The following is a 13,871-nucleotide window of genomic DNA, read 5'->3' as shown; positions in this document are numbered from 1 at the left end:
CGGTCGGGAAGGGGCGGGGCTGGGGAAAGGCCCCGCGCAGCGGTGCCCCCACCCGCCCCACCCGCTCACACCCCCGTCACAACAACCCCGCGAACTCCAGCATCAGTTCACCCCGCCCCCGAACCCCCACCGACAGCTCCCCGACCCCCTCGCACACCGCCCGGACCACCGCCCACCCGCGCAACCGCTCCGCGTCCACCTCCAGCGAATCCGCCAGCTTCGCCACCCGCCGCCGCGCCGCGGCCGCCGCACCGGGGGAGGCCAGGAGGGTGTCCGCGCGGTCGCGGACCAGCCAGGCCAGGTCGTACGCGCGCTCGCCGACCAGCGGGCGCGGGGCGATGGCCAGCCAGGGCGCGCGGTCGCCGGACAGGACCGTGCCCTGGTGGTACTCGCCGTGCAGCAGCACCGCGTCACCACCCTCGCCGGCGCTCTCCGTCAGAGCGGTCACCAGCTCCAGGGCCTCGTCGGCCAGCGCCCGTACGTCCGCCGCCACGGGCAGCTCGCGGCGCTCGCGCAGGGTCTCCGCCAGGCCGGCCGCGTGCGCGGTCAGCTCGGGGAACGGGTGGGCCGGACCGGCGGGCGCGGCGGGCGGCACCCACAGCCGCTGGAGCACCGCGGCGGCCTCCAGCTGGGCCTTCGCCTCGGCCAGCGAGCGCAGGCTGATGTCACCGTGCAGCCGTTCCAGGAGCAGCGCCCCCGCGTCCGCCCGCAGCACCCGCACCGCGCACCGGCCGTCCCACCGCTCCAGCGCCGCGTGTTCGAGCGCGGCCGTGCCGTCGGGAGGGCAGAGCTTGAGCACGGCGGGCGTGCCGTCCGCCTGGCGTACCAGGACGACGACGCTCGTCCGGCCGCCGGGCGTCTGCACCCTTTCGGGCGTCAGCTCCCAGCGGGCGAGGTAGTCCTGGGCGGTCTCCGGCAGTGCCGCCAGCCAGCGGCGGGCCACCCCGTCCGCGGGCTGTGAGCTCAGGGTGCGCACCAGCCGCTCCGGCGGTTCGAGGCGGTAGTTCGCGTTGTTCATCCCTGCGCTGTCCTTTTCTTCTTCCGCTGGTCAGGACCGGTTCGGCGACCCGCTCGGCGAGGCGTCCGGCCCGGCCGCGGCGGCCCGCTCGGCGAGCCCAGGGAAGGCTACGCCGTCGCCGCGCCACCGCACCGACCGCACCGCCGCGTCCCGCAGCGCCGCCGCCGCGTCCCGGCGCAGGGCGCCGGTGGCGGCTCGTACGAGATCGGCGTAGACGCCCGCGGCGCGGCTCTCCAGCTCCGCCGCCAGCCGTACCGCGCCCGCCTCGTCCGGCACCGGGAACGGCAGCGCGTACCCGGCCGCCGCGGCCTCCGGCTCGCCTCCCAGCTCGCGGACCGCGCGGCCCATCGCGTCGCGCCGGGCCCGGTGCGCGTCGAATGCCTCGCGGGCCTCCGCCGCGCGCTCCTCGCCGATCCGGGCGCCGACGACCCCGTACCCGTACACGGCCGCGTGCTCGGCGCCGAGCGCGGCCTGCGCCGCCGCCAGCGCCCCGCCGCTCTCCCGGGCGGCGCTCACGCGTCACCGCCGAGCAGGTAGGCGTGGGCCGCGCCGGCCGCCGCGACGGAGGCGAGCAGCCGGGCGAGTTCGGGCGGTGCCCCGGTCAGGGCGGCGGTCCGGGCGTCGGCGGCGCGCCGCTCGGCGTCGGCGAGCGCGGCCAGGGCGGCCTTCTCGTCGCCGGGCACGCCGGACGTGCCTCCGGAGGGGGCGGCGGATCCCGGTGCGGTCACCCCGAAGGCCTCCGCGTGGCGGGCGGTCTCGGCCCGCAGCGGCCGGAGCCGCGCGGCGAGCCCGTCGTGCGCGCGGGCCGTCGCGTCGTACCGCTCCAGCAGGGCCGCCGAGTCCCGGCCGGCGGCGGCCCGCAGCCGCTCCGCCGTGGCGCCGCGCTCGGCGTCCGCTTCACGCCCCCGCCCGGAGGCACCGTCCGAACACCCGGTCAGCAGGGTCGCCGCACCCGCCGTGAGGGCCACCGCGCCGCCTGCCAGTACGCTGCGTCTGCGCGGGCCGGCAGCGCCCCGCGTCGTCGTCGTGCGCGCCACGATCCTCTTTCCGCCAGGTTCCGCCAGGTCCGGTCATGATCACCGCACGCGAGCGTACCGGCGCGCGGCACCACGGCCGGGGACCAGGCACCGAATCGTCAGTCGCCTGCCGGAACAGATAGGCTTTGACCTGACACGCGACTTTCCCACAACAGCACACGCGGCCGAGGAGTCACCCGGATGAGCACCACCCAGAGCGAGAGGCTGCGCGAGCTGCTGGCCCCTCTCGTCAGCGCGCGAGAGCTGGATCTGGAAGAGGTCGACGTGACCACCGCGGGCAAGCGGCGCGTGCTGCGCATCGTGGTGGACTCCGACGCGGGCGTGGAGCTGGACGAGTGCGCCGAGGTCAGCCGCGCGGTCTCCGAGAAGCTCGACGAGACGGACGCCATGGGTGGCGCTCCGTACGTCCTGGAGGTCACCTCCCCCGGCGCGGACCGCCCCCTGACCGAGCACCGGCACTACGTCCGGGCCACCGGCCGCCTGATCAAGGCGCAGCTGACCGAGGGCGGCGAGCTCGTCGCCCGCATCGTCGCGGTGGACGACGAGGGGCTCGACCTGGAGGTGCCCGGCGTGAAGGGGCGCAAGCCCACCGCCCGCAGGCTGGCCTTCGGTGAGATCGCCAAGGCGCGCGTGGAGATCGAGTTCAACCGCAAGTCCGTCGAGAAGGCCGAGAAGGCCGCTGACGAAACCGACGAGAGCCAAGAGGAGGCGTAGCCGTGGACATCGACATGAGTGCCCTGCGGGGTCTGGTGCGAGAGAAGGAGATCTCCTTCGACCTGCTGGTCGAGGCGATCGAGTCGGCCCTCCTCATCGCGTACCACCGCACCGAGGGAAGCCGCCGCCGCGCCCGCGTGGAGCTGGACCGGGCCACCGGCCATGTGACGGTCTGGGCCAAGGAGGACCCGCAGGACCTGGAGGAGGGCGAGGAGGCCCGCGAGTTCGACGACACGCCGTCCGGTTTCGGCCGGATCGCCGCGACCACCGCCAAGCAGGTCATCCTCCAGCGTCTGCGCGACGCCGAGGACGAGATCACTTTCGGTGAGTTCGCGGGTCGCGAGGGTGACGTCGTCGCGGGCATCGTCCAGCAGGGCAAGGACCCCAAGAACGTCCTGGTCGACATCGGCAAGCTGGAGGCCATCCTGCCGGTGCAGGAGCAGGTCCCCGGCGAGGAGTACAAGCACGGCACCCGCCTGCGCACGTATGTCGTCCGGGTGGCGAAGGGCGTCCGCGGCCCGTCCGTGACGCTGTCCCGCACGCACCCCAGCCTGGTGAAGAAGCTCTTCGCCATGGAGGTGCCGGAGATCGCCGACGGTTCGGTGGAGATCGCCGCCATCGCCCGCGAGGCCGGCCACCGCACCAAGATCGCGGTGCGCTCGACCCGCTCCGGGCTCAACGCCAAGGGCGCCTGCATCGGCCCGATGGGCGGCCGCGTCCGCGCCGTCATGGCCGAGCTGCACGGCGAGAAGATCGACATCGTCGACTGGTCGGACGACCCGGCCGAGCTGGTGGCGCACGCGCTGTCCCCCGCACGGGTGAGCAAGGTCGAGGTCGTGGACTTCGGCGCGCGCTCCGCACGGGTGACGGTCCCGGACTACCAGCTCTCCCTCGCCATCGGCAAGGAAGGCCAGAACGCCCGGCTCGCCGCCCGCCTCACCGGCTGGCGCATCGACATCCGGCCGGACACCGAGCAGCCGGAACAGGACTGATCCCACCCCCGGTCCCGGCCCTGCGATCAGGGCCGGAGCCGGGGCCCGGGCCGGGGATTCCCACCGGCCCGGGGCCGGGATCCCGCATGATCCACGGCGGGCCCGCCACGGCGGGCCCCGACCGGGCCGCACAGAGTGGCCGAAACGTATACGTGCCCGATCACTGCCCCCCAGGGGTGGGGTCGGTGCGGGGAGGTAGACTTAATCAGTGTCTGGCCGGACGCATGCCCGCGCATGCCCTGAGCGAACCTGCGTGGGATGCCGGGAGCGAGCGGCCAAGGGCGATCTGTTGCGGATCGTGAAGATCGAGGGCGAGTGCGTCCCCGATCCTCGCGGTACGCTGCCCGGCCGGGGTGCTTCCGTGCACCCGACACTGGTCTGTCTCGACCTGGCGGTCCGCCGCCGGGCGTTCCCCCGGGCCTTCAAAAGCCCGGGTCCGCTCGGCACCGCGGAACTGCGCCAGTACATCGAACGGGCCGAGGAATAGATCCCCGCGTATGCGGGGATGGCCCCACCGTAAGTAAGAACGCCACGGGAAACCGTGCGGTCAGGTACCTCGCGAGTTGGAAGTAGGTCGAGATTGCGATGAGCACTCGATGAGTACGCGATGAGTACGCCCATGAAGTAGCGACGGTCCGGTGGACACCCGGACCTAGAAGGAGCGAAGTGGCTAAGGTCCGGGTATACGAACTCGCCAAGGAGTTCGGAGTGGAGAGCAAGGTCGTCATGGCCAAGCTCCAAGAACTTGGTGAATTCGTCCGTTCGGCGTCCTCGACTATCGAGGCGCCGGTCGTCCGCAAGTTGACTGACGCATTGCAGGGACCGGGCGGCAACGCCAAGTCCGCTGCGAAGCCCGCGGCGCCGCGCAAGGCCGCGCCCGCGAAGCCGGGTGCCCCCACTCCGGGCGCCCCCCGTCCCGCCGCACCGGCCCCGAAGCCGGCGGCGGAGACCCCCTCGTCCAGCCCCAAGCCCGCGGGCGCCGCGCCGACCCCCGGCCCGCGTCCCGGCCCGAAGCCCGCTCCGGCCAAGCCCGCGCCGGTCACCCCGGTGCCCGCCGCGGAGTTCTCCGCGCCGGCTCCGGCCGCCCCGGCCCAGCAGGCCCCCTCCGGCCCGCGCCCCGGCGCCACCCCCGGCCCGCGTCCGGCTCGTCCGGCGCCCGCCGGTCGTGACGGCGGTCAGCGTGACGGCGGCCGTCCCGAGCGCGGTCCGCGCCCCGGCGGCCAGGGCCAGGGTGCCCCGCGCCCCGGTGGCGCCCGTCCGGCCGGTCCCCGTCCGGGCAACAACCCCTTCACCTCCGGTGGCTCCACGGGCATGGCCCGTCCGCAGGCCCCTCGTCCCGGTGGCGCGCCGCGCCCCGGCGGCCAGGGTGCCCCGGGCGCTCCGCGTCCGCAGGGCGGCCCGGGTGGCGCTCCGCGTCCCCAGGGTCAGGGCGGCGCTCGTCCGACCCCCGGTGGTATGCCTCGTCCGCAGGGCGGTCCCGGTGGCGCTCCGCGTCCCGGCGGCGGTCCCGCGGGTAACCGCCCGAACCCGGGCATGATGCCGCAGCGTCCGGCTGCCGGCCCGCGTCCGGGCCCCGGTGGCGGCGGTCGCGGTCCCGGCGGCGGCGCGGGTCGTCCCGGCGGTGCCGGTCGTCCCGGCGGCGGCTTCGCCGGCCGTCCGGCCGGTCCCGGCGGCGGCGGTCGTCCCGGTGGCGGCGGCGGTTTCGCCGGTCGTCCCGGTGGCGGTGGCGCTCCCGGTGGTGGCGGCGGCTTCGGCGGTCGTCCCGGTTTCGGTGGCCGTCCCGGCGGTCCCGGTGCCCGTGGTGGCACGCAGGGTGCGTTCGGCCGTCCCGGCGGTCCGGCGCGTCGTGGCCGTAAGTCGAAGCGGCAGAGGCGCCAGGAGTACGAGGCCATGCAGGCCCCGTCCGTCGGCGGCGTGATGCTGCCCCGCGGTGGCGGCGAGACCATTCGCCTGTCCCGTGGTGCCTCCCTCACCGACTTCGCGGAGAAGATCGGCGCCAACCCGGCGTCGCTCGTCGCCGTGATGATGAACCTCGGCGAGATGGTCACCGCGACCCAGTCGGTGTCCGACGAGACGCTGACGCTCCTCGGTGACGAGATGAACTACCAGGTTCAGATCGTCAGCCCCGAGGAGGAGGACCGCGAGCTGCTCGAGTCGTTCTCCATCGAGTTCGGTGAGAACGAGGGCGGCGAGGAGATGCTCGTCTCCCGTCCGCCGGTCGTCACCGTCATGGGTCACGTCGACCACGGTAAGACCCGACTGCTCGACGCCATCCGCAAGACGAACGTCATCGCGGGCGAGGCCGGCGGCATCACGCAGCACATCGGTGCGTACCAGGTCGCCACCGAGGTCAACGGCGAAGAGCGCGCGATCACCTTCATCGACACCCCGGGTCACGAGGCGTTCACCGCCATGCGTGCCCGTGGTGCCAAGTCGACCGACATCGCGATCCTCGTGGTGGCGGCCAACGACGGTGTCATGCCGCAGACGATCGAGGCGCTGAACCACGCCAAGGCGGCCGACGTGCCGATCGTGGTCGCGGTCAACAAGATCGACGTCGAGGGCGCCGACCCGACCAAGGTGCGCGGTCAGCTCACCGAGTTCGGTCTGGTGGCCGAGGAGTACGGCGGCGACACCATGTTCGTCGACATCTCCGCCAAGCAGGGCCTGCACATCGACAGCCTGCTGGAGGCCGTGGTCCTCACCGCGGACGCGTCGCTCGACCTGCGCGCCAACGCGGAGCAGGACGCGCAGGGTATTGCGATCGAGGCCCACCTCGACCGCGGTCGCGGCGCCGTGGCCACCGTGCTCGTCCAGCGCGGTACCCTCCGCGTCGGCGACACGATGGTCGCCGGTGACGCCTACGGCCGTGTCCGCGCGATGCTCGACGACAAGGGCCAGAACGTGGAAGAGGCGGGTCCGTCGACCCCGGTCCTCGTCCTCGGTCTGACCAACGTCCCGGGCGCCGGCGACAACTTCCTCGTCGTCGACGAGGACCGCACGGCCCGCCAGATCGCCGAGAAGCGCGCGGCGCGCGAGCGCAACGCCGCCTTCGCCAAGCGCACCCGCCGGGTGTCCCTCGAGGACCTCGACAAGGTGCTCAAGGCCGGCGAGATCCAGCAGCTCAACCTCATCATCAAGGGTGACGCGTCCGGTTCGGTCGAGGCTCTCGAGTCCTCGCTGCTCCAGCTCGATGTGGGCGAGGAGGTCGACATCCGCGTGCTGCACCGTGGCGTGGGTGCGGTCACCGAGTCCGACATCAACCTGGCGTCCGGCTCCGACGCGATCGTCATCGGCTTCAACGTCCGTGCGGAAGGCCGTGCCACGCAGATGGCCGACCGCGAGGGCGTCGACGTCCGGTACTACTCGGTCATCTACCAGGCGATCGAGGAGATCGAGGCGGCCCTCAAGGGCATGCTGAAGCCCGAGTACGAAGAGGTCGAGCTCGGTACGGCGGAGATCCGCGAGATCTACCGCTCGTCCAAGCTGGGCAACATCGCGGGTGTCCTCATCCGCTCGGGCGAGGTCAAGCGCAACACCAAGGCGCGCCTCATCCGCGACGGCAAGGTCATCGCAGAGGACCTCACGATCCAGGGTCTGCGCCGCTTCAAGGACGACGTCACCGAGATCCGCGAAGGCTACGAGGGTGGTATCAACCTCGGAAACTTCAACGACATCAAGGTCGACGACGTCATCGCGACGTACGAGATGCGGGAGAAGCCGCGCGGCTGATCGCATTGACACAGCCCGCGCGTAGCGTGGTCCACCAGGGGTGGTGGTCGGGCGGCGGGCGGGCCCGGGGCCGGTCGGCGGGGAGTAATTTCCGTCGATCGGCCCCGGCCGTTACGTGTACGGTTCGAAGAGTTCGTCGTACACCACGTACACCTCACGCCTCCCGGGTGGGCTTCACCCGTCACGCATGTATGTAGGGACGCTGTCCTTCGACCTCCTCCTCGGCGACGTACGGTCGCTGAAGGAGAAGCGCTCCGTCGTCCGACCGATCGTCGCCGAGCTGCACCGCAAGTTCGCGGTCAGTGTGGCGGAGGTGGGCGACCAGGACCTGTACCGCCGGGCCGAGATCGGCCTGGCGGCGGTCTCCGGGGATCCGGGGCACCTCACCGACCTGCTGGACCGCTGCGAGCGCTGGGTCGCCGGGCGGCCCGAAGTGGAGCTGCTCTCGGTCAGGCGGCGGTTCCACGGCGCCCATGACGACTGAGCGCGTCAGGGGCGTCACAAGCACAATGGACAACAAGAAGGAGACGGACCAGTGGCCGACAACGCGCGGGCGAAGAGGCTGGCGGACCTCATCCGCGAGGTGATCGCCCAGAAGCTTCAGCGCGGCATCAAGGACCCGCGGCTCGGTACGCACGTGACCATCACGGACACCCGGGTCACCGGCGACCTGCGGGAGGCTACGGTCTTCTACACGGTCTACGGCGACGACGAGGACCGTGCCAGCGCCGCCGCCGGCCTGGAGAGCGCCAAGGGCATCCTGCGCTCCGAGGTCGGCCGTGCCGCCGGGATCAAGTTCACGCCGACGCTGACGTTCGTGGCGGACGCCCTCCCGGACACCGCCCGGACGATCGAGGACCTGCTCGACAAGGCGCGGGCCTCGGACCAGCAGGTGCGCGAGGCGTCCTCGGGCGCCGCGTACGCGGGCGACGCCGACCCGTACCGCAAGCCGGGCGACGAGGACGAGAAGGACGCCGCCGCCGAATGAAGCACAAGGAGACCCCGCCGGACGGGCTGGTCGTCGTCGACAAGCCGGCCGGTTTCACCTCGCACGACGTCGTCGCGAAGATGCGCGGCATCGCGCGGACCCGGCGCGTCGGCCACGCGGGGACGCTCGACCCGATGGCGACCGGTGTGCTCGTCCTCGGGATCGAGCGGGCGACCAAGCTGCTCGGTCACCTCGCGCTGACCGAGAAGGAGTACGTCGCGACGATCCGGCTCGGCCAGAACACCGTGACGGACGACGCGGAGGGCGAGATCACCTCGTCCGCCGACGCCTCGGGCGTCACCCGTGAGGCGATCGACGCGGGTGTCGCCAAGCTCACCGGCGCCATCATGCAGGTGCCGTCGAAGGTCAGCGCCATCAAGATCGACGGCAAGCGGTCGTACGCGCGGGCCCGTGAGGGCGAGGACTTCGAGATCCCGGCCCGCCCGGTGACGGTCTCCTCCTTCGCCGTGCACGCCGTGCACGCCGTGCACCCGGCGGAGGCGGCGGACGGCACCCCGGTGCAGGACCTGCTGGTCTCCGTCGTCTGCTCGTCCGGTACGTACGTCCGTGCCCTCGCCCGTGACCTGGGCGCGGACACGGGTGTCGGCGGCCATCTGACGGCGCTGCGGCGCACCCGCGTCGGCCCGTACGGGCTGGGCGAGGCCCGCACGCTGGACCAGCTCCAGGAGGAGCTGACGATCATGCCCGTGGCGGAGGCGGCCGAGGCGGCCTTCACGCGCTGGGACGTCACGGAGGAGCAGGCGCGCCTGCTCGCCAACGGCGTCCGGGTCAGGATGCCGCTCTTCGAGACCACGGGCCCGATAGCGGTCTTCGGTCCGGACGGGCGCTTCCTGGTCCTGGTCGAGAACCAGGGCGGGCGGGCCAAGAGCCTGGCCGTCTTCGGCTGAGCCGGACCGCGGCATCCAGACGCCCCCGGGGCGGTCCACCGACCGCCGTGGGGGCGTCCCGCATGTTCCGGGGGCCTTGGGGCCGGGTGGTGGTCCCGGTGGCCTCACCGTGGGACGGGAGCGTGCCTTGCGACACGCTCCCGTCCCACGATCCCCCTCCCTCCGGTTCCCTATCCATCCCGTGCCGAGGATTCACCCCATTGGGCAGGCGCTCGGAGTGAATCGAGGGGGTGGAAGGGGGCGCGTTCCTGGTGCGATCTGTCCTGCCGATCATCCGCTGCCTAACGTCGCAGTAAGTGCACGGCGGGGAGGTTCGGCGGATGAGCGGTCGACGGACCGATGCGGACGAGAACTTGGTACGCATCAGAGACCTCGCCGGGCGTCCGCGCGGCACGGGTTTCCTCGCGGACGACCGCGGCACCATGATCACCAGCCATGAGGCGGTCGACGGCCTCGCCCGCCTGGTCCTGCTCGCGCCCGGGGAGCGCACCTGCCTCGTCGGGGCCGAGGCCGTCACCCCGCTGCCCGGGTCCGATCTCGCGCTGGTGCGGACCGAGGGCCTCGGCGTCCAGCCGCTGCCCGTCGCCGCCGCGGAGTACCTGGAGGACGGTGCGGAGGTCCGGCTCCGGGCCGGCCGCTGGCAGAACGCCCGGATCGTCGGCGAGGCCCTGGTGACGTACACCGCCACCGACCGCTTCCATCTGCTCGACGCCGCGGTGGAGCTCTCCGTCGGCGAGCGGGACGGCCTGCGCCTGGGCGAGGAGGCCACGGGCGGCCCCGTCCTCGACGCCCGCACCGGCACCGTCGTCGCCGTCCTCGGTACCGCGCTGCACGCCGAGCGCCGCTCCGGCGGCTTCGCCATCCCCCTCCGGGCGGCCGCCCTGGCCTGCCCGGACGGCCCCCTGGCCCGCCTCCTGGAGCACAACGGCGCCACCGTCCCCGCCTACGGCCCCGACCTCAACCTCGCGGGCGCCCTCCAGCTCACGGCGACCTCGCTCGGCCCCGTCACCACCTCCCGGGTCTGGCGCGACCCCGTCGACCGCCCCGAGGTCGCCCGCGAATTCGCCCGTTTCCTGGACACCGGCCGCCGCCCGCGCGAGCGGGTGCCCTGCGGCCTCGACCACGACGTCCACGGCGGGGTGACCGTCGCGGCCGGGCTGTCCCCGGGCCTGCCCGCGGAGACCTGCGGCGGCGCCGACGGCCGTACGTACGGCGGGGAGGGCCCGTACGGCGCGGAGAGTCCGTACGGGCCGGGGCACGGCGCCGGCTCCCCGTACGCCCCCGGGAGCCCCGGAGCGGGCGACGCGGGCGGCACGGCGGGCCCGGACGCCTGCGAGGAGGGGCCCGCGCCCGAGGAGGGATCCCCGGACGACGAGCCCGAGGAGGACGCGGAGGCCCGGCCGCCCGCAGCCCGGGTCCTCGGCCTCGTCGGCGGGCCCGGCACGGGCCGCACCACCGAGCTCGGCGCGCTCGCCACCCGCCGCGCCCGGGGCCCGGAGCCCGCGCCGACGATCTGGCTGCGCGGCGCCGACCTGGAGGACGGCGACGAGAGCGTGCGGGACGCCGTGGCCCGCGCCCTGGAGGCGGCCGGCCGGATCGTCACCGCCTCGGCGGGCGCCGCGGGCACGGTCGGCGACCCGGCGGAGGCCACCCCGGAGGCCGTCGCGGCCCTCGCCCAGCGCGTCGGCCGGCCGCTCCTCGTCATCCTCGACGGGCCCGAGGAGGTGCCGCCCGTCCTCGCCCACGCCTTGCCGTCGTGGACGGCGGCCACGGCCGAGTGGCTGGACGGCACGGCGGCCCGGCTCGTCGTCGCCTGCCGCCCGGAGCACTGGGAGACCGCCGGCGCCCTCTTCCCGCGCACCACCCTCCACACCCCCCTGGACACGGCCGTCCACCGCGGCCTGCCGTCCTGCGTCCGCCTCACCGACCTCACGCCCTGCCAGGCCGCCCAGGCCCGTGCCGTCTACGGCGTCCCCGCCGAGGCGATCCAGGAGGGCGACGCCGCCCACCCGCTCGCCCTGCGCCTCCTCGCCGAGGTCCGCGCGGCCCTCCCGGTCCACGGCGGACGGGCCTGGGCGGCCGGGGGAGCCGCCCCCGACGGCGGCGAGGACGAGGACGCCCCGCCCCCCGACCGCTGGGGCGTCTTCGCCGCCTACCTCGACCTGATCTGCCTGCGGATCGCCGTAAGGCTCTCGGCCGACCGCCGGCCGCCCCTGCGCGGCACCGCCGTCCGCCGGCTCGCCGCCCGGGTGGCGGGTCAGCTCCACGAGGCCGCCCGGCGCTGCCTGGGCCCGGGACAGGGCGAGCTGGACCGCGAGGCCTTCGAGGAGCTCTTCCCCTGGCGGAACGGCTGGGCCTCCGCCGTCCTCACCGAAGGCATGCTCGTCCCGGCCGGCACGGGCTACCGCTTCGGGCACGAGGAGTTCGCCGACTGGCTGCAAGGCGCGCACCTCGACCTCGACGCCGCCCTGCACACCCTCGTCCACCGCTGGTACGAGCCGGAGGGCCCGCCCGCCGAGACGGAGCCCCGGCTGCCGTCCCGGCCGGGCGGCGGCCCCGCGCCCGAGGGCCACGTCCCGCCGCCGCCCGGCTCCAGCAGGCCGCCCAGGACGGCGGCCGCCCGCCGCCGCACCCGCGCCGGGGCCCGCGGCAAGGAGCGGCCCAAGCCCGTGCCCGTACCGCGCCACCGCATCGGCCCGGTCCTCCAGGCGATGCTGCTCCTCGGCCGCCGCTCCGGCCCCGCGGAGCTCGCCACCCGGCTCGACGGGCTGATCCACGCCGCGGAGGCCCTCTCCCTCGCGCCCCGCCCGTCCACCGGGCCCGACGAGCACGTCCCGGCGCTCCCCGATCCCGCCTGGTGGGCCGCGCACCTCCTCGGCGAGACGCTGCTGCGCGTCCCCGACGCCACCCCCTTTCTGGGCACCCTGCGGCTGCTGGCCGAGCGGCTGACCACCCGCTCGCTCGCCATCGGCGGCTTCGACAGCGACCCCGCGGGCCCCCTCGGCGGCCTCGCCGAGTTCGGGCCCTGGTTCTGGCTCCGGCTGCCCCTCGGCCTCGCCGACCGCCTGGACCTGCTCCGGCTCCTGGTGCCCGCGGACGGCCCGCCGCCCGGCGCCGCCCAGACCCAGCAGCTCGAACCGCAGGCGCACCAGGTGGCCCACCCGCCCCAGAGCGACCGCTTCCTGCCCACCGTGGCCACCGTCCTCGCCGAGGACCCCTGCGCCGCGCAGACCCTCCTGTGCCGCTGGTTCGCCGACGAGCGCCCCCTCCAGGGCCCGCCCTACGGCGACTGCGTGCGCCCCACGGTCTCCACCGCCGCCCAGGTCCTCCTGCACACCCACCGCCACCACGCCGTCGACGACCTCGCCGAGTCCCTCGTCGACGCGGGCCACCCCCGGGCCGACGAGCTCCTGGTCGCCCTCGCCGAGGACGAGCCGTCCGCGATCTGCCGGGCCGTCGACCGCTGGGCCCACGACGACCGCGTCGAGCGCCACGTCGCCGCGGCCGCCTACGCCCTCAAGGCCGCCCCCCACGTCACCACCACCGCCGACCGCGAGCTGCTGCGCTACTCCGCCCTGGCCCTGCTGTCCCGACCCGCCGAGGGCGCCCTGCACGGCACGGCGCTCTGCCTGCTCGTCCGCGACGACGAGACCCGCGGCAAATACCTCCCGCAGGCCCTCGTCCGCTTCGCCGCCGGCGACGCCCACGTCCCCGCCCGCGCCCTCGCCGCCGCGCTGTCCACCCACCCCGAGCCCGTCCTCGCCGTCTTCCGGGCCAGGCTGTACGAGCCGGGGGACGGCCCCGGCGAGGTCCTCGCCGCCCTGGCCGAGGTCACCACGCCCGCCCTGGCCCGCCGCGCCGCCTCGCTCGTGCGGGAGCACGTCGAGCACCGCCCCGAGGGCGCCGGGCACGCGGCGGCCTTCGTGGACCGCCGCCTGGAGGCGGGCCCCGCCGCCCGGTCCGTCCTCTTCCCGCTCGTCGTCCAGCTGCTGGGCAACCGCTCCGCCCAGGTCCGCCGCGCCCTCGCGCCCGTCCTCGCCGCCCCCGGCACCCCTCTCTCGCGCCCCCTGCGCCAGGAGCTCCTGGAGGTGCTGCTGGAGCGCGAGCAGTACGGCCCGTTCGAGCGGGACATCACCGTCCTCGACGCGCTGCTGCGCGCGGTGGCCACGGGCGCCGGCGTGCGGGCCGAGGCCCGCACCCGCGACCTGGTGCACCGCATCGGCCTGCTCATGGCCCGCAGCGCGGAAGGGGCGGCGTGCTTCGACCGGCGGCTGACCCAGCTGGCCCGCGAGGTCCCGGTGTTCGGCGGCCAGGTGCGCGGCTGGCTGCGCTCCGCGCCCGCGCAGTGGGCGGTCGTGGTGGGCCCGCAGGCGCGGATCAGACTGACCGCGGAAGAAGATGACGAAGATCTGACAGTCGGTGGACCGGCCGATGCTGAGCGGCGCGAACCGGCATGGCACTCTTAGACCTGCGTAATCGACA

11 protein-coding genes are annotated in these 13,871 nt (G+C 74.7%); 8 read left to right on the top strand and 3 right to left on the bottom strand.

What is annotated here, in order from left to right:
• Positions 1 to 76: 76 nt before the first annotated feature.
• The 3 genes from SMD11_RS09270 to SMD11_RS09260 are packed head-to-tail and all read right to left on the bottom strand — an operon-like array spanning position 77 to position 2,055.
• The gene (locus tag SMD11_RS09270) at positions 77 to 1,018 is read right to left on the bottom strand and encodes an aminoglycoside phosphotransferase family protein (protein ID WP_087925995.1); all 942 of its coding nucleotides are present in this window, start codon (positions 1,016 to 1,018) and stop codon (positions 77 to 79) included.
• A gap of 30 nt (positions 1,019 to 1,048) precedes the next feature.
• Positions 1,049 to 1,534, bottom strand: a complete 486-nt coding sequence (locus SMD11_RS09265; protein ID WP_087925994.1) for a ferritin-like domain-containing protein — start codon at positions 1,532 to 1,534, stop codon at positions 1,049 to 1,051.
• Positions 1,531 to 2,055: a hypothetical protein gene (locus SMD11_RS09260; RefSeq protein WP_087925993.1), complete on the bottom strand. Its 525-nt coding sequence runs from the start codon at positions 2,053 to 2,055 to the stop codon at positions 1,531 to 1,533. Before SMD11_RS09260 ends, SMD11_RS09265 begins: the two co-directional genes overlap by 4 nt.
• A 180-nt stretch (positions 2,056 to 2,235) precedes the next feature.
• On the opposite strand from SMD11_RS09260, the gene rimP reads away from it, so the two are divergent.
• The 8 genes from rimP (at position 2,236) to SMD11_RS35405 (ending at position 13,855) form a co-directional block, all read left to right on the top strand.
• A complete protein-coding gene (rimP, locus tag SMD11_RS09255; protein WP_087925992.1) occupies positions 2,236 to 2,769 on the top strand; it encodes a ribosome maturation factor RimP in 534 nt (177 codons plus the stop codon).
• A 2-nt stretch (positions 2,770 to 2,771) separates the two neighbouring features.
• Complete coding sequence (nusA, locus tag SMD11_RS09250) at positions 2,772 to 3,761, top strand: transcription termination factor NusA (RefSeq protein ID WP_087925991.1); 990 nt, start codon at positions 2,772 to 2,774, stop codon at positions 3,759 to 3,761.
• A 208-nt stretch (positions 3,762 to 3,969) separates the two neighbouring features.
• Positions 3,970 to 4,248, top strand: coding sequence for a YlxR family protein (locus SMD11_RS09245; RefSeq protein WP_087925990.1), 279 nt, complete (start codon positions 3,970 to 3,972; stop codon positions 4,246 to 4,248).
• 179 nt (positions 4,249 to 4,427) lie between these two features.
• Entirely contained in the window at positions 4,428 to 7,493 is a 3,066-nt protein-coding gene (gene infB, locus SMD11_RS09240) for a translation initiation factor IF-2 (protein WP_087925989.1), read from the top strand.
• A gap of 187 nt (positions 7,494 to 7,680) precedes the next feature.
• On the top strand, positions 7,681 to 7,977 hold the full coding sequence (locus SMD11_RS09235) for a DUF503 domain-containing protein (protein ID WP_087925988.1): 297 nt from the start codon (positions 7,681 to 7,683) through the stop codon (positions 7,975 to 7,977).
• 51 nt (positions 7,978 to 8,028) lie between these two features.
• Positions 8,029 to 8,481: a 30S ribosome-binding factor RbfA gene (rbfA, locus tag SMD11_RS09230; protein ID WP_087925987.1), complete on the top strand. Its 453-nt coding sequence runs from the start codon at positions 8,029 to 8,031 to the stop codon at positions 8,479 to 8,481.
• Entirely contained in the window at positions 8,478 to 9,389 is a 912-nt protein-coding gene (gene truB / locus SMD11_RS09225; protein WP_087925986.1) for a tRNA pseudouridine(55) synthase TruB, read from the top strand. The genes rbfA and truB overlap by 4 nt, the downstream gene beginning before the upstream one ends.
• A 320-nt stretch (positions 9,390 to 9,709) precedes the next feature.
• Positions 9,710 to 13,855: a trypsin-like peptidase domain-containing protein gene (locus SMD11_RS35405; RefSeq protein WP_159395273.1), complete on the top strand. Its 4,146-nt coding sequence runs from the start codon at positions 9,710 to 9,712 to the stop codon at positions 13,853 to 13,855.
• Positions 13,856 to 13,871 lie beyond the last annotated feature (16 nt).

Source organism: Streptomyces albireticuli (assembly GCF_002192455.1).
GTDB lineage: Bacteria > Actinomycetota > Actinomycetes > Streptomycetales > Streptomycetaceae > Streptomyces > Streptomyces albireticuli_B.
The sequence above is the reverse complement of the archived record's forward strand: the minus strand, read 5'-3'. Positions and strand labels throughout refer to the sequence as shown.

Coding starts and splice junctions, on each gene's coding strand:
- SMD11_RS09270 (WP_087925995.1), bottom strand. CDS start 1,018: ATGAACAACGCGAACTACCGCCTCGAACCGCCGGAGCGGCTGGTGCGC.
- rimP (WP_087925992.1), top strand. CDS start 2,236: ATGAGCACCACCCAGAGCGAGAGGCTGCGCGAGCTGCTGGCCCCTCTC.
- SMD11_RS09235 (WP_087925988.1), top strand. CDS start 7,681: ATGTATGTAGGGACGCTGTCCTTCGACCTCCTCCTCGGCGACGTACGG.
- truB (WP_087925986.1), top strand. CDS start 8,478: ATGAAGCACAAGGAGACCCCGCCGGACGGGCTGGTCGTCGTCGACAAG.
- SMD11_RS35405 (WP_159395273.1), top strand. CDS start 9,710: ATGAGCGGTCGACGGACCGATGCGGACGAGAACTTGGTACGCATCAGA.